This is a genomic window from Pseudomonas sp. R4-35-07, from assembly GCF_003852235.1.
In the GTDB taxonomy this organism is placed as follows: Bacteria; Pseudomonadota; Gammaproteobacteria; order Pseudomonadales; family Pseudomonadaceae; genus Aquipseudomonas.
Window position 1 is genome coordinate 5,195,309 of sequence record NZ_CP027732.1, and the last position, 18,437, is coordinate 5,213,745.

14 protein-coding genes, 4 tRNA genes and 1 rRNA gene are annotated in these 18,437 nt (G+C 55.4%); all 19 read right to left on the minus strand.

Going from position 1 to position 18,437, the window contains the following annotated elements; genetic code table 11:
• Positions 1–28: 28 nt before the first annotated feature.
• Entirely contained in the window at positions 29–2,134 is a 2,106-nt protein-coding gene (gene fusA / locus C4J89_RS23815; RefSeq protein ID WP_124364614.1) for an elongation factor G, read from the minus strand.
• Between the two features lie 30 nt (positions 2,135–2,164).
• Positions 2,165–2,635, minus strand: coding sequence for a 30S ribosomal protein S7 (rpsG, locus tag C4J89_RS23820; RefSeq protein ID WP_002555493.1), 471 nt, complete (start codon positions 2,633–2,635; stop codon positions 2,165–2,167).
• Between the two features lie 118 nt (positions 2,636–2,753).
• On the minus strand, positions 2,754–3,125 hold the full coding sequence (gene rpsL / locus C4J89_RS23825; protein WP_002555494.1) for a 30S ribosomal protein S12: 372 nt from the start codon (positions 3,123–3,125) through the stop codon (positions 2,754–2,756).
• Between the two features lie 216 nt (positions 3,126–3,341).
• A complete protein-coding gene (rpoC, locus tag C4J89_RS23830; RefSeq protein WP_124364615.1) occupies positions 3,342–7,541 on the minus strand; it encodes a DNA-directed RNA polymerase subunit beta' in 4,200 nt (1,399 codons plus the stop codon).
• A gap of 64 nt (positions 7,542–7,605) precedes the next feature.
• Positions 7,606–11,679 carry a DNA-directed RNA polymerase subunit beta gene (gene rpoB, locus C4J89_RS23835; protein WP_057724824.1) on the minus strand — a complete coding sequence of 1,358 codons (4,074 nt, stop codon included), beginning with the start codon at positions 11,677–11,679 and terminating at the stop codon, positions 7,606–7,608.
• Positions 11,680–11,898: 219 nt separating this feature from the next.
• Positions 11,899–12,264: a 50S ribosomal protein L7/L12 gene (rplL, locus tag C4J89_RS23840; RefSeq protein WP_003176432.1), complete on the minus strand. Its 366-nt coding sequence runs from the start codon at positions 12,262–12,264 to the stop codon at positions 11,899–11,901.
• A gap of 78 nt (positions 12,265–12,342) precedes the next feature.
• On the minus strand, positions 12,343–12,843 hold the full coding sequence (gene rplJ / locus C4J89_RS23845; protein ID WP_003232405.1) for a 50S ribosomal protein L10: 501 nt from the start codon (positions 12,841–12,843) through the stop codon (positions 12,343–12,345).
• Between the two features lie 199 nt (positions 12,844–13,042).
• Positions 13,043–13,738: a 50S ribosomal protein L1 gene (rplA, locus tag C4J89_RS23850; protein ID WP_003232403.1), complete on the minus strand. Its 696-nt coding sequence runs from the start codon at positions 13,736–13,738 to the stop codon at positions 13,043–13,045.
• Positions 13,738–14,169 (minus strand): 50S ribosomal protein L11, encoded by a 432-nt coding sequence (gene rplK, locus C4J89_RS23855; RefSeq protein ID WP_003176435.1) that lies wholly within the window; start codon positions 14,167–14,169, stop codon positions 13,738–13,740. The genes rplA and rplK overlap by 1 nt, the downstream gene beginning before the upstream one ends.
• A 116-nt stretch (positions 14,170–14,285) precedes the next feature.
• Positions 14,286–14,819, minus strand: coding sequence for a transcription termination/antitermination protein NusG (gene nusG / locus C4J89_RS23860; RefSeq protein WP_003176436.1), 534 nt, complete (start codon positions 14,817–14,819; stop codon positions 14,286–14,288).
• Positions 14,820–14,828: 9 nt separating this feature from the next.
• Entirely contained in the window at positions 14,829–15,197 is a 369-nt protein-coding gene (gene secE / locus C4J89_RS23865) for a preprotein translocase subunit SecE (protein ID WP_124364616.1), read from the minus strand.
• Positions 15,198–15,242: 45 nt separating this feature from the next.
• Positions 15,243–15,318 (minus strand) — tRNA-Trp (locus C4J89_RS23870).
• 163 nt (positions 15,319–15,481) lie between these two features.
• A tRNA-Thr gene (locus C4J89_RS23875) sits at positions 15,482–15,557 on the minus strand.
• Between the two features lie 26 nt (positions 15,558–15,583).
• Positions 15,584–15,657 (minus strand) — tRNA-Gly (locus C4J89_RS23880).
• A gap of 23 nt (positions 15,658–15,680) precedes the next feature.
• Positions 15,681–15,765, minus strand: a tRNA-Tyr gene (locus tag C4J89_RS23885).
• A gap of 141 nt (positions 15,766–15,906) precedes the next feature.
• Positions 15,907–16,353: a hypothetical protein gene (locus C4J89_RS23890; protein WP_124364617.1), complete on the minus strand. Its 447-nt coding sequence runs from the start codon at positions 16,351–16,353 to the stop codon at positions 15,907–15,909.
• A 7-nt stretch (positions 16,354–16,360) separates the two neighbouring features.
• Positions 16,361–17,110 carry a pantothenate kinase gene (locus tag C4J89_RS23895; RefSeq protein WP_124415713.1) on the minus strand — a complete coding sequence of 250 codons (750 nt, stop codon included), beginning with the start codon at positions 17,108–17,110 and terminating at the stop codon, positions 16,361–16,363.
• Positions 17,100–18,056, minus strand: a complete 957-nt coding sequence (gene birA, locus C4J89_RS23900; protein ID WP_124415714.1) for a bifunctional biotin--[acetyl-CoA-carboxylase] ligase/biotin operon repressor BirA — start codon at positions 18,054–18,056, stop codon at positions 17,100–17,102. The genes C4J89_RS23895 and birA overlap by 11 nt, the downstream gene beginning before the upstream one ends.
• A gap of 161 nt (positions 18,057–18,217) precedes the next feature.
• Positions 18,218–18,333: ribosomal RNA gene (gene rrf / locus C4J89_RS23905) — 5S ribosomal RNA — on the minus strand.
• Between the last annotated feature and the right edge of the window lie 104 nt (positions 18,334–18,437).

An 18,437-nucleotide genomic window follows, 5' to 3' on the forward strand; every position in this document is an offset into this window, starting at 1 on the left:
CAATTAACTCCTTGCCTAAAGGACTGAATCAGCCTTGTTTTTTGGATACAGTTTCAGCGATGTGCGCCGGAGCTGTGTTGTATTTTTTGAATTCCATAGAGTAGCTTGCGCGACCCTGAGACATGGAGCGAACGTCGGTCGCATAACCGAACATCTCACCCAACGGAACCTCGGCGCGAATCACTTTGCCGGAAACCGTGTCTTCCATACCCAAGATCATGCCGCGACGACGGTTAAGGTCGCCCATGACATCACCCATATAGTCTTCAGGTGTAACAACTTCTACCGCCATGATTGGCTCAAGCAACTCACCACCGCCCTTCTGGGCCAGTTGCTTGGTTGCCATGGAGGCAGCCACCTTAAACGCCATCTCGTTGGAGTCGACGTCGTGGTAAGAACCGTCAAAAACGGTTGCTTTCAGGCCGATCAGCGGATAGCCGGCAACAACACCGTTCTTCATCTGCTCTTCGATACCCTTCTGGATAGCAGGGATGTATTCCTTAGGAACAACACCACCTACTACTTCGTTCACGAATTGCAGACCTTCCTGACCTTCGTCAGCAGGAGCAAAACGGATCCAGCAGTGACCGAACTGACCACGACCGCCGGACTGACGAACGAACTTGCCTTCGATTTCACAGCTCTTCGTGATGCGCTCACGATAGGAAACCTGAGGCTTACCGATGTTGGCTTCGACGTTGAACTCACGGCGCATCCGGTCAACCAGGATGTCCAGGTGAAGCTCGCCCATGCCCGAGATGATCGTTTGACCAGTCTCTTCATCAGTCTTGACGCGGAAAGATGGATCTTCCTGAGCAAGCTTGCCCAGAGCGATACCCATTTTTTCCTGGTCATCCTTGGTCTTAGGCTCAACAGCAACCGAAATAACCGGCTCCGGGAAGTCCATGCGAACCAGGATGATTGGCTTGTCAGCGTTGCACAAGGTTTCACCGGTGGTGACGTCCTTCATGCCGATCAAGGCCGCGATGTCACCAGCGCGTACTTCCTTGATCTCTTCGCGGGCGTTTGCGTGCATTTGCACCATACGACCCACGCGCTCTTTCTTGCCTTTAACCGAGTTGATTACGCCGTCGCCGGAGTTCAACACGCCCGAGTAAACGCGGACGAAGGTCAAGGTACCCACGAATGGGTCAGTGGCAATTTTAAATGCCAGAGCGGAAAACGGTTCTGCGTCGTCTGCATGACGCTCCAGCTCGATAGTCTCGTCATCCGGGTCGGTACCCTTGATGGCAGGAATATCAACCGGTGCCGGCAGGTAGTCGATCACAGCATCGAGAACCAGGGGAACGCCCTTGTTCTTGAACGAGGAGCCACAAACAGCCAAGACGATCTCACCAGCGATAGTACGCTGACGCAGAGCAGCCTTGATTTCCACGTTGGTGAGCTCTTCACCTTCGAGGTACTTGTTCATCAGCTCTTCGTTGGCTTCGGCCGCAGCTTCAACCATGTTGTTGCGCCATTCGTCAGCCAGTTCCTGCAGTTCAGCAGGGATAGGCTTGCGAACAGGAACCATACCTTTGTCGGCATCGTTCCAGTAGACAGCTTCCATGGTCAGCAGATCGATCTGGCCCTGGAAATTATCTTCGGAACCGATAGCCAACTGGATCGGCACCGGAGTGTGACCCAGACGCTGCTTGATCTGACCGATCACGCGCAGGAAGTTGGCACCAGCACGGTCCATCTTGTTTACGTAAACAAGACGTGGAACGCCGTATTTGTTGGCCTGACGCCATACGGTTTCCGACTGTGGCTCAACACCCGAGGTACCACAGAACACAACGACAGCGCCGTCGAGTACGCGCAGGGAACGTTCAACTTCAATGGTGAAGTCTACGTGACCCGGGGTATCGATTACGTTGAAGCGGTGCTCGTCTTTGTACTGCTTCTCGGAACCTTTCCAGAAGGCGGTAATAGCAGCAGAAGTAATGGTAATACCACGCTCCTGCTCCTGAACCATCCAGTCTGTGGTCGCGGCGCCGTCATGCACCTCGCCCATCTTGTGACTTTTGCCGGTGTAAAACAGTACGCGCTCGGTGGTGGTGGTTTTACCAGCATCCACGTGAGCGACGATACCGATATTACGGTAGCGGCTAATCGGAGTAGTACGAGCCATAAAGCCCTCGCAAAATTAGTGAAGCTAAAATTAGAAGCGGTAGTGCGAGAAAGCTTTGTTAGCTTCAGCCATACGGTGCACGTCTTCACGCTTCTTAACAGCAGCACCTTTACCTTCAGCAGCGTCCAACAGTTCGCCGGCCAAACGCAGGGCCATAGACTTCTCGCCGCGCTTACGGGCGAAGTCTACCAACCAGCGCATTGCCAGAGCGTTACGACGGGACGGACGAACTTCAACCGGAACCTGGTAAGTAGCACCGCCTACACGGCGCGACTTCACTTCGACCAGCGGAGCGATGGCGTCGAGAGCTTTCTCGAAGATTTCCAGGGGGTCGCTGTTCTTGCGTTCTTTAACCTTTTCCAGCGCGCCATAAACGATACGCTCGGCAACGGCTTTCTTGCCGCTTTCCATTACGTGGTTCATGAACTTGGCCAGAATTTGGCTTCCGTATTTTGGATCGTCAAGCACTTCGCGCTTGGCTGCTACGCGTCTTCTTGGCATGGATAAGCCCTCAAACGGTCTTCAGGTTCGCTCGGAATCGGTGCCCTTTCGGGACGCCTCCGACCTTACTCTTATCGACTCAGAAAATAAGATGATTCAGGTTTACAAAAAGCCGTTACTACTTAGGCTTCTTGGTACCGTACTTCGAACGACCCTGGTTACGACCTTTAACGCCGGAAGTATCCAAGGAGCCGCGTACGGTGTGATAACGAACACCTGGCAAGTCTTTTACACGACCGCCGCGGATCAGTACCACGCTGTGCTCTTGCAGGTTGTGGCCTTCACCGCCGATGTACGAGGAAACCTCGAAACCGTTGGTCAGGCGCACACGGCATACTTTACGCAGTGCCGAGTTAGGTTTTTTCGGCGTGGTGGTATACACACGGGTGCATACGCCACGACGTTGCGGGCAGTTCTGCAGCGCAGGCACGTCGGATTTCTCGACGATACGCTTACGCGGCTGACGTACCAGCTGGTTGATAGTTGCCATCTACTAGCTCCACTGTTGTCTTGCGACGCTATTGTCTTGCAAGAAAAGCAAAATGGCAGGAACGAATTCCCGCCAAATTTAGGGGTACAAGAGTCTAAAGAGGATCTTGCCCCCAGTCAAGGCAAGGCCCCGACCTCCCCGCCCGTCGAACCGGGGCAAAAATGCCTCGATCCGACGAATGGGGCTGCCAGGGCCCGGACTTATTTATCGCAGAACTCAGTTACCGCTTGAGTTCAGCGCTTCGGTCAGTGCAGCTTCCACTTCACTGGCGCTTACGCGCAACGGCTTGTCAGCGTCACGGCGACGTTTACGCTCGCTGTGATAGGCCAAACCGGTACCGGCCGGGATCAGACGACCCACGACCACGTTTTCTTTCAGGCCGCGCAGGTAATCGCGCTTGCCGGTTACCGCTGCTTCGGTCAGTACGCGAGTGGTCTCCTGGAAGGAGGCCGCCGAGATGAACGACTCAGTGGACAACGACGCCTTGGTGATACCCAGCAGCACGCGAGTGAACTTGGAAACGAATTTCTCGTCGCCAGCCAGACGCTCGTTCTCTACGAGTACGTGAGTCAATTCCATCTGGTCGCCCTTGATGAAACTGGAATCGCCGGATTCAGCGATTTCAACTTTACGCAACATCTGACGCAGGATGGTCTCGATGTGCTTATCGTTGATCTTCACGCCTTGCAGACGATAAACGTCCTGGATCTCGTTAACGATGTACTTGGCCAGCGCACTCACACCCAGCAGACGCAGGATATCGTGTGGGTCGCTCGGGCCGTCGGAGATAACTTCGCCGCGGTTTACCTGTTCGCCTTCGAAGACGTTCAGGTGACGCCACTTCGGAATCAGCTCTTCGTACGGATCGCTACCGTCGTTCGGGGTAATGACCAGACGACGCTTGCCCTTGGTCTCTTTACCGAACGCGATGGTGCCGCTGACTTCAGCCAGAATCGACGCTTCTTTCGGACGACGAGCTTCGAACAAGTCGGCAACACGCGGCAGACCACCGGTGATGTCTCGAGTCTTCGAAGTTTCTTGCGGGATACGCGCGATAACATCACCGATCGCGATCTTCGCACCATCCGCTACACCGACCAGGGCGTTGGCTGGCAGGAAGTACTGAGCGATTACGTCAGTGCCTGGCAGCAACAAGTCCTTGCCGTTGTCATCGACCATCTTCACGGCAGGACGGATGTCTTTACCGGCAGCTGGACGATCTTTCGCGTCGAGTACTTCAATGTTGGTCATACCGGTCAATTCGTCAGTCTGACGCTTGATCGTGATGCCTTCTTCCATGCCCACGTAGGTCACGGTACCTTTCATTTCGGTAACGATTGGGTGAGTGTGCGGATCCCACTTGGCCACGATTGCGCCAGCGTCGACCTTGTCACCTTCTTTAACCGAAATCACAGCACCGTACGGCAGCTTGTAACGCTCACGCTCACGACCGTAGTCATCAGCGATCGCCAGCTCACCGGAACGGGACACAGCAACCAGGTGGCCATCCACTCGCTCAACGTGTTTCAGGTTGTGCAGACGGACAGTACCGCCATTCTTCACCTGAACGCTGTCGGCTGCGGAGGTCCGGCTTGCCGCACCACCGATGTGGAACGTACGCATGGTCAGCTGGGTACCCGGCTCACCGATAGACTGGGCAGCGATAACGCCGACCGCTTCACCGATGTTCACCTGGTGACCACGAGCCAAGTCACGGCCGTAGCACTTGGCGCAGATGCCATAGCGGGTTTCACAGCTGATCGGCGAACGAACGATCACTTCGTCGATGCTGTTGAGTTCGATGAACTCGACCCACTTCTCGTCTACCAGAGTGCCGGCAGGAACGATAACTTCCTCGGTACCCGGCTTGAAGACGTCACGGGCAATAACACGACCCAATACGCGCTCACCCAGTGGCTCTACAACGTCACCGCCTTCAATGTGCGGAGTCATCACCAGGCCATGCTCGGTGCCGCAATCGATCTCGGTTACAACCAGATCCTGGGCAACGTCTACCAGACGACGTGTCAGGTAACCGGAGTTAGCGGTTTTCAACGCGGTATCCGCCAGACCTTTACGAGCACCGTGAGTAGAGATGAAGTACTGGAGTACGCTCAACCCTTCACGGAAGTTCGCTGTAATCGGCGTTTCGATGATGGAACCGTCCGGTTTGGCCATCAGGCCACGCATACCGGCGAGCTGACGGATCTGCGCAGCAGAACCCCGTGCGCCCGAGTCGGCCATCATGTACATCGAGTTGAAGGATTCCTGGTCAACTTCGTCGCCGTGACGGTCGATGACTTTCTCTTTCGAGAGGTTGGCCATCATCGCCTTGGAAACTTCGTCGTTGGCCTTGGACCAAAGGTCGATCACCTTGTTGTACTTCTCGCCCTGGGTTACCAGGCCGGAGGCGTACTGGCTCTCGATCTCTTTCACTTCATCGGTTGCAGCCGCGATGATGCGAGCTTTTTCATCTGGGATAACAAAGTCGTTAACACCGATGGAAACGCCGGAAATGGTCGAATAAGCAAAACCGGTGTACATCAACTGGTCAGCGAAGATCACGGTCTCTTTCAAACCAACCACGCGGTAGCACTGGTTGATCAGCCTGGAGATCGCCTTTTTCTTCATTGGCAGGTTGACGACGTCGTACGACAAACCTTTTGGTACAACCTGATACAACAGCGCACGGCCGACAGTCGTGTCGACGATACGAACATTGCTCACGCTGCCGCCGTCACGGTCGTTGACGGTTTCGTGAATCCGCACTTTGACCTTGGCGTGCAGTGCGGCTTCGCCGGCACGGAACACACGGTCAACTTCCTGCAGGTCAGCGAACACACGACCTTCACCCTTGGCGTTGATCGCTTCGCGGGTCATGTAGTACAGACCCAATACAACGTCCTGCGACGGAACGATGATTGGCTCACCGTTGGCTGGCGACAGGATGTTGTTGGTCGACATCATCAACGCACGCGCTTCCAACTGGGCTTCCAGTGTCAGCGGAACGTGCACGGCCATTTGGTCGCCGTCGAAGTCGGCGTTGTACGCAGCACAGACCAGAGGGTGCAGCTGGATAGCCTTGCCTTCGATCAGTACCGGTTCAAACGCCTGGATACCCAGACGGTGAAGGGTCGGTGCACGGTTGAGGAGAACCGGGTGTTCGCGAATCACTTCAGCGAGAACGTCCCAAACCTCTGGCAGCTCGCGCTCGACCATTTTCTTGGCCGCTTTGATGGTGGTCGCGAGACCGCGCATTTCCAGCTTGCCGAAGATGAACGGCTTGAACAGCTCGAGCGCCATCTTCTTAGGCAGACCGCACTGGTGCAGACGCAGGGTCGGGCCTACGGTAATTACCGAACGACCGGAGTAGTCAACACGCTTACCGAGCAAGTTCTGACGGAAACGACCTTGCTTACCCTTGATCATGTCAGCCAGGGATTTCAGAGGACGCTTGTTGGAACCCGTGATAGCGCGGCCACGACGACCGTTGTCGAGCAAGGCGTCGACCGCTTCTTGCAACATACGCTTTTCGTTGCGCACGATGATGTCCGGAGCGGACAGATCAAGCAGGCGCTTCAAGCGGTTGTTACGGTTGATCACGCGGCGGTACAGGTCGTTGAGGTCGGACGTCGCGAAACGACCACCGTCCAACGGTACCAGCGGACGCAGATCTGGCGGCAGAACCGGCAGAACGGTCAGCACCATCCACTCTGGCAAGTTGCCGGAACCCTGGAAGGCTTCCATCAACTTCAGACGCTTGGACAGTTTCTTGATCTTGGTTTCGGAGTTGGTTTGCGGAATTTCTTCGCGCAGACGGCCAATCTCGTGTTCCAGGTCGATAGCGTGCAGCAGTTCGCGGACAGCTTCGGCACCCATGCGGGCATCGAAATCATCACCGAACTCTTCCAGCGCTTCGAAGTACTGCTCGTCGTTCAGCAGCTGACCTTTTTCAAGGGTGGTCATGCCTGGGTCGATAACGACATAGCTCTCGAAGTAGAGAACGCGTTCGATATCACGCAGGGTCATGTCCATCAGCAAGCCGATACGGGACGGCAGCGATTTCAGGAACCAGATGTGGGCAACCGGCGAAGCCAGTTCGATGTGCGCCATGCGCTCACGACGAACCTTGGCCAGCGCAACTTCAACGCCGCACTTCTCGCAGATCACACCACGGTGCTTCAAGCGCTTGTACTTACCGCACAGGCACTCGTAATCCTTTACCGGGCCAAAGATCTTGGCGCAGAACAGGCCGTCACGCTCAGGTTTGAACGTACGGTAGTTGATGGTTTCCGGCTTTTTAACTTCACCGAACGACCACGAACGGATCATCTCAGGCGATGCCAGTCCAATACGGATGGCGTCGAACTCTTCGACTTGACCCTGGTTTTTCAGCAAATTCAGTAGGTCTTTCAAGGCCTTTCCTCCTGGCGGAGCAGAGAGCGGGCATCACTGCCCCGCTCTCGATTCGCGTCACGTGTTATTCGGTTTCCAGATCGATATCGATGCCGAGGGAACGAATTTCTTTGATCAACACGTTGAAAGACTCGGGCATGCCCGGCTCCATACGGTGATCGCCGTCCACGATGTTTTTGTACATCTTGGTACGACCGTTCACATCGTCCGACTTCACTGTGAGCATTTCTTGCAGAGTGTATGCAGCACCGTATGCTTCCAGTGCCCAGACCTCCATCTCCCCGAAACGCTGACCACCGAACTGAGCCTTACCACCCAGCGGCTGCTGGGTAACCAGGCTGTACGAACCGGTAGAACGAGCGTGCATCTTGTCGTCTACCAAGTGGTTCAGCTTCAGCATGTACATGTAGCCAACAGTAACCGGGCGCTCGAACTTGTTGCCGGTACGGCCGTCGAACAGCTGCATCTGGCCGCTTTCCGGCAGGTCTGCCAGTTTCAGCATGGCCTTGATTTCGCTTTCCTTGGCACCGTCGAACACCGGGGTAGCCATTGGAACGCCGCCGCGCAGGTTCTTCGCCAGATCCAGGATTTCCTGATCGGTGAAGGTGTCCAGCTCTTCGTTGCGACCGCCGATCTCGTTGTAGATCTCGTGCAGGAACTTGCGCAGGTCTGCGACCTTGCGCTGCTCTTCGATCATACGGTTGATCTTCTCGCCCAGACCTTTGGCCGCGAGGCCCAGGTGGGTTTCGAGGATCTGACCAACGTTCATACGCGAAGGTACGCCCAATGGGTTGAGGACAACGTCGACCGGGGTGCCATTGGCATCGTGCGGCATGTCTTCAACCGGCATGATCACGGAGACCACACCCTTGTTACCGTGACGACCGGCCATCTTGTCGCCCGGCTGGATGCGACGACGGATTGCCAGGTAAACCTTGACGATTTTCAGCACGCCTGGAGCAAGGTCATCGCCCTGCTGCAGTTTGCGCTTCTTGTCTTCGAACTTGTCGTCCAGCAGACGGCGGCGATCAACGATATAGGCCTGGGCCTTCTCGAGCTGCTCGTTCAGAGCATCTTCAGCCATGCGCAGTTTGAACCACTGGCCGTGCTCAAGACCGTCGAGGATTTCGTCGGTGATGTCCTGACCTTTCTTCAGACCTGCGCCGCCTTCAGCCTTGTGGCCTACCAGAGCGGAGCGCAGACGTTCGAAGGTCGCGCCTTCAACGATACGGAACTCTTCGTTGAGGTCCTTGCGGATCTCGTCGAGTTGAGTCTTCTCAATGGACAGTGCACGAGCATCACGCTCAACGCCGTCACGGGTGAAGACCTGTACGTCGATGACAGTACCCTTGGTACCGGTAGGTACACGCAGGGAAGTGTCTTTAACGTCGCTGGCTTTTTCACCGAAGATGGCACGCAACAGCTTCTCTTCCGGAGTCAGCTGGGTCTCGCCTTTCGGAGTGACCTTACCGACCAGGATGTCGCCAGCGCCAACTTCAGCACCTACATAAACGATACCGGCTTCGTCCAGCTTGTTCAGTGCAGCTTCACCCACGTTCGGGATGTCTGCAGTGATTTCCTCTGGCCCAAGCTTGGTGTCACGCGCCACACAGGTCAATTCCTGGATGTGGATCGTGGTAAAGCGATCTTCTTGAACAACTCGTTCCGACAGGCAGATGGAGTCTTCGAAGTTGTAACCGTTCCAGGCCATGAACGCGATGCGCATGTTCTGACCCAGTGCCAGCTCACCCATGTCGGTGGACGGGCCATCGGCCATGATGTCGCTACGCTGAACGCGGTCACCCTTACGCACCAGCGGACGCTGGTTAATGCAGGTGTTCTGGTTCGAACGGGTGTATTTGGTCAGGTTGTAGATGTCGACGCCGGCTTCACCGGTTTCAACTTCGTCATCTGCAACACGAACCACGATACGGCTGGCATCAACGGAGTCGATCACGCCGCCACGACGAGCCACGACGCAAACGCCGGAGTCACGGGCTACGTTACGCTCCATGCCGGTACCTACCAGCGGCTTGTCGGCGCGCAGGGTCGGTACAGCTTGACGCTGCATGTTGGAACCCATCAACGCACGGTTGGCGTCATCGTGCTCCAGGAACGGGATCAGCGACGCTGCAACCGAAACTACCTGCTTGGGCGATACGTCCATCAAGGTGACGTCTTCCGGCGCCTTGACGGTGAACTCGTTCAAGTGACGAACGGCTACCAGCTCGTCGATCAGGACTTTCTTGTCGTTCATCGTGGCCGAAGCCTGAGCGATCACGTGATCAGCTTCTTCGATGGCGGACAGGAACACGATCTCGTCAGTGACCAGACCCTCTTTCACCACACGGTACGGGCTCTCAAGGAAGCCGTACTGGTTGGTGCGCGCATAAGCGGCCAGGGAGTTGATCAGACCGATGTTCGGACCTTCCGGCGTTTCGATCGGGCATACACGACCGTAATGCGTCGGGTGTACGTCACGGACTTCAAAGCCAGCGCGCTCACGAGTCAGACCGCCCGGGCCCAGTGCAGAGACACGGCGCTTGTGGGTGATCTCGGAGAGCGGGTTGTTCTGGTCCATGAACTGCGAGAGCTGGCTGGAGCCGAAGAACTCTTTCACCGCTGCAGCCACTGGCTTGGCGTTGATCAGGTCTTGCGGCATCAGACCTTCGCTTTCAGCCATCGACAGACGCTCTTTGACCGCACGCTCAACACGTACCAGGCCAACGCGGAACTGGTTCTCGGCCATTTCGCCTACGCAGCGAACACGACGGTTACCCAGGTGGTCGATGTCATCGACAATGCCTTTGCCGTTACGGATGTCGACCAGGGTCTTCAGTACCGCGACGATGTCTTCCTTGCACAGAACGCCCGAACCTTCGATTTCGGTACGACCGATACGACGGTTGAACTTCATCCGGCCGACCGCAGACAGGTCATAGCGCTCAGGGCTGAAGAACAGGTTGTTGAACAGGGTCTCGGCAGCGTCTTTGGTTGGCGGCTCACCAGGACGCATCATGCGATAGATCTCGACCAGCGCTTCCAATTGGTTGCTGGTGGAGTCGATCTTCAGCGTGTCGGAGATGAACGGACCGCAGTCGATGTCGTTGGTGTACAGGGTCTCGATGCGAACGACCTGGGCCTTGGCAATTTTGGCCAGGATCTCGGTGTTCAGCTCGGTGTTGCACTCAGCCAGGATTTCGCCTGTAGCCGGGTGAACGATGACCTTGGCGGTAGTGCGGCCCAGGACGTAGTCCAGCGGCACTTCCAACTCTTTGAGGCCGGCTTTTTCGATCTGGTTGATGTGGCGCGCGGTAATACGACGGCCAGCTTCAACAATGACCTTGCCTTTTTCATCCTGGATGTCCAGGACGGCAATTTCACCACGCAGACGCGAAGCGATCAGCTCCAGCTTGAGGGTTTCATCCTTCAGGCTGAATACGTTGGTGGTGTAGAAGGCGTCCAGCACTTGCTCAGTGGTATAGCCGAGCGCGCGCAGCAGTACCGAGGCCGGCAGCTTGCGACGACGGTCGATACGCACGAACACGCAGTCTTTCGGGTCGAACTCGAAGTCCAACCACGAACCGCGGTACGGAATGATCCGCGCGGAGTACAGGAGCTTACCGGAGCTGTGCGTCTTGCCGCGGTCGTGGTCGAAGAACACGCCCGGGGAACGGTGCAGCTGGGAAACGATTACGCGCTCGGTACCGTTGATAACGAAGGTACCGTTTTCAGTCATCAGTGGGATTTCGCCCATGTAGACTTCTTGCTCTTTGATGTCCTTGATCGCTTTGTTCGACGATTCTTTGTCGAAAATGATCAGACGGACTTTTACCCGCAAAGGTACGGCGTACGTAACACCGCGCAACACGCATTCTTTGACATCAAATGCCGGTTCGCCCAGGCGATAACCGACGTACTCCAGCGCAGCATTGCCGGAGTAGCTGATGATCGGGAAAACGGATTTGAAGGCCGCATGCAGGCCCACGTCGCGGAACTGATCTTTGGTCGCTCCCGCCTGCAAGAATTCACGATACGAATCCAGCTGGATAGCCAGAAGGTACGGGACATCCATGACGTCCGGCAACTTGCTAAAGTCCTTGCGGATACGTTTTTTCTCAGTATATGAGTAAGCCATCAGCGTTCCCCAGCTTGGTCACCTGCTTGTTTGGCCCTCCCGACGGGAGCAGCCAGAAAATCTTGCAAACCCCATGGTTTGCACCACCGCATCGGGTGGCTACAGCGCGTTAATGGCGGCGACCGAGTCGTCAGCCAAGAACGGAAAAAGGCCGGTGGCAAGAGCCACCAGCCATCAGCCTTCAGCTTAAAGCGTGGGCTGGAGACGCAAGGTCGATGCTTACTTCAGCTCGACTTTAGCGCCTGCTTCTTCCAGAGTAGCTTTGGCTTTGTCAGCAGCGTCTTTCGACACAGCTTCCAGAACCTGGGCAGGAGCGCCGTCAACTACAGCCTTGGCTTCTTTCAGGCCCAGACCGGTCAGTTCACGTACTGCCTTGATCACGTTTACTTTCTTCTCGCCAGCTTCCAGCAGCATGACGTTGAATTCGGTTTGCTCTTCAGCAGCGACAGCAGCAACAGCTGGGCCAGCGGAAGCAGCGGCAGCGGAAACGCCGAATTTTTCTTCGAAAGCTTTGATCAGCTCAACAACCTGCAGAACCGACATTTCAGCTACGGCGTTGAGGATATCGTCTTGGGAGATAGACATTGCTGTATTTCCTGAATTGGGGGACGGCCTACGCGGCCATCGAAATAAACAAAAATACGCGAGAGACGTTGCTCAGCCTTAGGCTGCGGCAGCTTCTTTTTGCTCGCGAACTGCAGCCAGAGTACGAGCCAGCTTGCTGGTAGCGCCTTGAATCACGCTCATCAGCTGCGAAATGGCTTCGTCGCGGGTCGGCAGTGTTGCCAGTACGTCGATTTGGTTAGCTGCGAGGAACTTGCCCTCGAACGCAGCTGCCTTGATCTCGAACTTGTCCTGACTCTTGGCGAATTCCTTGAACAAACGGGCAGCAGCGCCTGGATGATCTTTGGAGAACGCGATCAGAGTCGGGCCGGTGAACACGTCGTTGAGCACACTGTATTCAGTGTCAGCAACGGCGCGCTTGAGCAAGGTGTTACGTACAACACGTACGTACACGCCAGCTTCACGAGCCTCTTTACGGAGTCCGGTCATAGCGCCTACTGTCACACCACGGGCATCAGCCACGACAGCGGACAGAGCAGCTTTGGCAGCCTCGTTGACTTCAGCGACGATGGCCTTCTTGTCTTCGAGATTAATTGCCACGGGTTTAACTCCTGCTTGTTACCGTTTCATCCGGCCTAGGCCTGATGTCGTTTTGGTGTCTGATTCGGTAAGGAACCGGGAGCACCATCTGCGTAGGCTTGTTGGTTTAAGACTTGCGTCGCCTACGGTCTTGGATAGCCCCCGCCAGGCAGGGACCCCAATCTTTCAATTGGCGCAATCACTTGCGCCAACCTGTGTCTTATACGTCCAGCGAGCCTTGGTCGATGACCAGACCTGGGCCCATAGTGGTGCTCAGGGTAACGCGCTTGACGTAGATACCTTTCGAGGAAGCAGGCTTGATACGCTTCAGATCAGCGATCAGAGCTTCAACGTTTTCCTTCAGCTTGACGGCATCGAAGCCGACCTTGCCAACGGAGGTGTGAATGATGCCGTTTTTGTCGGTGCGATAACGAACCTGACCAGCCTTGGCGTTTTTAACCGCGGTAGCTACGTCTGGCGTTACGGTGCCGACTTTAGGGTTAGGCATCAGGCCACGTGGACCCAGGATCTGACCCAACTGACCTACAACGCGCATTGCATCCGGGGAGGCAATAACGACGTCATAGTTCAGGTCGCCGCCTTTCATTTCGGCAGCCAGGTCGTCCATGCCAACGCGATCGGCGCCAGCGGCCAAAGCAGCTTCAGCGGCCGGACCTTGGGTGAAGACAGCAACACGTACGGTCTTGCCAGTACCGTGTGGCAGCACAGTAGCGCTACGAACGACCTGGTCGGATTTACGTGGGTCAACGCCCAGATTCACAGCAACGTCAACGGACTCGCTGAACTTGACAGTCGACAGCTCGGTCAGCAGAGCAGCAGCGTCTACAAAATTGTAGGCCTTGCCCGCTTCGATTTTGCCGGCGATAGCCTTTTGGCGCTTGGTCAGCTTAGCCATTACACACCCTCCACGTTAAGGCCCATGCTACGAGCAGAACCGGCGATGGTACGCACGGCTGCATCCATATCAGCTGCAGTCAGATCCGCGTTTTTGGTTTTCGCGATTTCTTCCAGCTGAGCACGAGTTACGGTGCCAACCTTAACGGTGTTCGGACGAGCGGAACCGCTAGTCAGACCGGCAGCTTTCTTCAGAAGAACCGAAGCCGGAGTCGACTTGGTTTCGAAAGTGAAGCTACGGTCGCTGTATACAGTGATGATCACTGGAGTCGGCAGACCTGGCTCAAGACCCTGAGTACGGGCGTTGAAAGCCTTGCAGAACTCCATGATGTTCACGCCGTGCTGACCCAGAGCTGGACCGACGGGCGGGCTAGGGTTGGCCTGAGCGGCCTTCACTTGCAGCTTGATGTAAGCGGTAATCTTCTTGGCCATGAGGCACTCCAATTACGGGTTCGAACGCCTCGAAAGGCTCCCCGGTTACTTGCGCGTTTATCCCAGTGACGACAAAACCCCACAGCCTAGGCTGCGGGGTTGGGATGCTTGCTCAGCTAGACCTTCTCGACCTGACTGAACTCCAACTCTACCGGAGTAGAGCGACCGAAAATGAGCACTGCCACTTGGATCCGGCTCTTTTCGTAGTTAACTTCTTCGACAGTGCCGTTGAAATCAGCGAACGGACCGTCTGTAACACGAACAACCTCACCTGGCTCGAACAACGTCTTCGGCTTAGGTTTGTCGCTACCGTCAGCAACACGACGCAGAATTGCTTCCGCTTCTTTGTCAGTGATCGGCGCAGGCTTATCAGCGGTACCGCCAATGAAACCCATGACACGAGGAGTGTCCTTGACCAAGTGCCAAGTACCTTCGTTCATGTCCATCTGTACCAGCACGTAGCCAGGGAAGAACTTACGTTCACTCTTGCGCTTCTGACCATTCCGCATTTCAACCACTTCTTCAGTGGGAACCAGAATTTCGCCGAAGCCATCTTCCATGCCTGCCAGCTTTACGCGCTCCAGCAAAGAGCGCATAACATGCTTCTCGTAACCCGAGTAAGCATGCACAACGTACCAACGCTTAGCCACGGGACACCCTTAGCCAACAATCAAGGAAACAAGCCAGCCGAGCAGGGAATCAAGCCCCCACAACAGCAACGCCATAACCAGAACGACAGCCACGACAATCAATGTGGTCTGTGTGGTTTCTTGGCGAGTCGGCCAAACGACTTTACGAATTTCGGTGCGAGCTTCCTTTACCAGGACCGCGAAAGACTTGCCTTTAACGGTCTGCAGACCTACAAAGGCAGCTACAGCAGCAAGGGCAAGCAAAGCGAGAACGCGGTACAGGATCGGCGAAGCAGAATAGTACTGATTGCCAACAACGCCTACGACCACCAAGGCGACTACGGCGAGCCACTTGAACAGATCGAAACGAGAGCTTTGAGCTTCAGCCTTAGGAGTCATCTATGAAGATCCTGTGAAAAGAAAGCCAGACACACCACGTGAATCTGGCAGGTCAGGAGGGAATCGAACCCCCAACCTACGGTTTTGGAGACCGTCGCTCTGCCAATTGAGCTACTGACCTAAAACAAAATCAGGCCGACCATTATGCAGGCCCGAAAAAGACTTTACAACAACCAACCCCAACAGACTTGAAATCAACTGACAACCAACGCCAGAAACAACATGATACAAGCCGAGGCAGCCGTTAAAACAAAGGCAGATATTTTCATATCTGCCTTGTTATATGGAGCTCTTGAGCGGATTTGAACCGCTGACCTCACCCTTACCAAGGGTGTGCTCTACCAACTGAGCTACAAGAGCAAAACACCGTGCACAACCTGCAAACTTGGAGCGGGTAGCGGGAATCGAACCCGCATCATCAGCTTGGAAGGCTGAGGTTCTACCACTAAACTATACCCGCGGAGCTTGCAGCTCACGCTAAAATGGTGGAGGGGGAAGGATTCGAACCTTCGAAGTCGTAGACGTCAGATTTACAGTCTGATCCCTTTGGCCGCTCGGGAACCCCTCCTAAGCGAGCCGGCATTTTACATCACGCCGACCTTCTGTCAAGCATTTTCTCATTTAAATTATGAGGTTAGCTGCATTGACGTCGCTTCCCACCAAAGCCTCTGAAGGTCTTCACTGCGAAGCGGGCGCCATTCTATGCAAACTATTCGAGAGTTGCAATGCCTTCGCACAGCATTATTTTGTGTTTTAACTCATTGAATTCCTTAGCAAGGTTTTCAAAGGGCAGATCATCCGCCAAGCGCCTGCTTTCAGGGGCCACTCGAAGCCAGTAACCGCTGGCCTCAGGCATGTTCAGCAATTGAACCTTGACCTTTATATCCAGGCTGGTGAGGCGCTGCTCGACAGCTTGCGCCTGACGCTGATCGGTAAATCCTCCGATGTACAGGCAGGAATTTTGCGTGTCGGGCGTTTTTGCACGATCTCTTCGAGCCATCGTTTCGGAAGATTCACTCAGCAATCGTATGTCCTGCTGGGAGCCACGATAAAGGCTCAGGGGGGTGACGTCCTTGGCGCGCAATGGCGCCTCTTGCTGATGCCATATGTAATAAAAGACGTTGAGGATCAGTAGAAGCAGGAACAGCCAACGCATAAACACCTCATAACAACGGACATGCCATTGCCAGACCAATAAATACCAGATCAGGAACAAGCCGCGCCTGCGGCACAGCGTCGAACACCAGGTCAGCATCTCCACCCGTCAGGAACACCGTGAAGTCGTCTCCCCAATAACCTCTGGCAAGCTCGATCTGTGTCAACACAAACCCCCTTAGCATCAGTGTACAGCCACGCTCGACGGCCTCGGCGGTTGTACGTCCAGGCGATAGACGTTCCAGAGCACGCTCAGCAGCAGCGTCGTCGTAGCGTATCTTGCGCGTATGCGTGCGCAGCTGGTCGCGCATAAGAGGCAGACCAGGGCAAATGAAACCTCCCAAGTGTTCGCCATGTGCATCGATAAAATCGGCAGTCGCCGCAGTGCCAAAATCCAGCACCAGGCAAGCGCCTGACGCCAACTTGTACCCACCAAGGATCGCCAGCCAGCGATCAAGACCAAGCCGCTCGAAATCGTCATAGCCATTGCGAACGCCCGCCATCTGCGCAGCTGATGTCGCGCACGAAACAGTGATGCCAAAAGCCTCGACCAATGTCTCGACCAGCTTGTTTGTTTCCTCCAGCGCACGAACGCTCACCAGCCGGCAACGGGTGAGCGACATGTCCGGCACCGCATTCAGACTTTCAATCAATGCGAGATTCGAACCGACAACGCCCTCCGCCACGGCGGCGACCCTGTCGACACTCAGCACTCGCCATTTGATAAAGCTATTCCCACAGTCGAGCTCAAGAATCATCACGCAACCTCAGGCTTAGCTCACCACCGCTGTAAGTTTTCTCAACACCGTCAACGCTCAAGCGCAACGCACCTTGACGGTCAACACCGAGTACCACTCCATCAATACGACTCACACCGGCGATAAGCGATACCGCCCGCCCTTGCCATGCATGATTGCTCTCCCATTCCTCCTGGAGAGCTGAAAAGCCAGACTCCCTGTGCCGATCCAGGTAGCGCTGGAGCTGCAAGCTGACTTGGGCCACCAAGGCATTACGATCAGCAGCAGAACCCGTCTCAAGCTGTACCGACGTCCATTGCTGGTCAACCTCGGCCTTCTGCATATTCACGTTGATGCCGATGCCGACAACCACGTGACAGATGTCTGCCGGATCCCCCACTAACTCCAGCAATATTCCAGCAATCTTCTTCTGCCCGACCAATACGTCGTTTGGCCATTTCAAGGCTGCGCCCTGCACACCCGACTCACGCAAAGCCTGGATGACCGCCAAACCCACCACAAGACTCAAGCCCTCCAATTGCCCGAGGCCATCCTCAATACGCAGCACGAGACTGTAATAGATATTTTGGGCGAATGGACTGACCCACTTTCGGCCACGCCTGCCTCGGCCAGCTGTTTGCTGCTCAGCCAATACCAGAACCGGCGCGGCTTGCGCAGCACCCACCAAGCGCAACGCCTCAGCATTGGTGGAATCAATCGAGTCATGAACGTGGATAGGCCACGGCGCCGACGGCACACTTCGCGCAATCTCTTCTGCATTCAAAAACACCAGCGGCGCTGCTAGCTGGTATCCCTTACCACGCACCTTATGAATAGGTAGATTCAATTCAGCCTCAAGAAGCTGAAGCTGCTTCCACACGGCACTGCGGCTAACGCCCAGGGCGGCACCCAGCGCCTCCCCGGAATGGAATCGGCCATCTTTCAGAAGTTCTAACAGCGTAAGCATGCAGGTATCGCCTCACAATGAGGCACGCATAATAGCCATGCGAAGAGGCATTGCATAGAAAGGCCGCACATCCCCAGCCGGAGATATATACCCCTGGCACTTTTCGACCGTCCAAAACAAAACCCCTGTTTGCGTACGCAAACAGGGGTTCTGGAATTTAATCTTGACGATGACCTACTCTCACATGGGGAAACCCCACACTACCATCGGCGATGCATCGTTTCACTACTGAGTTCGGGATGGGATCAGGTGGTTCCAATGCTCTATGGTCGTCAAGAAATTCGGGTACTGAGTCGTGGCCAGATGGCCTCGCTTCAGCAAATTGGGTATGGGATAGAAGTCGGTGTTTTGTGAGCCTCGAACTTTCGGTTCATTGCGTCT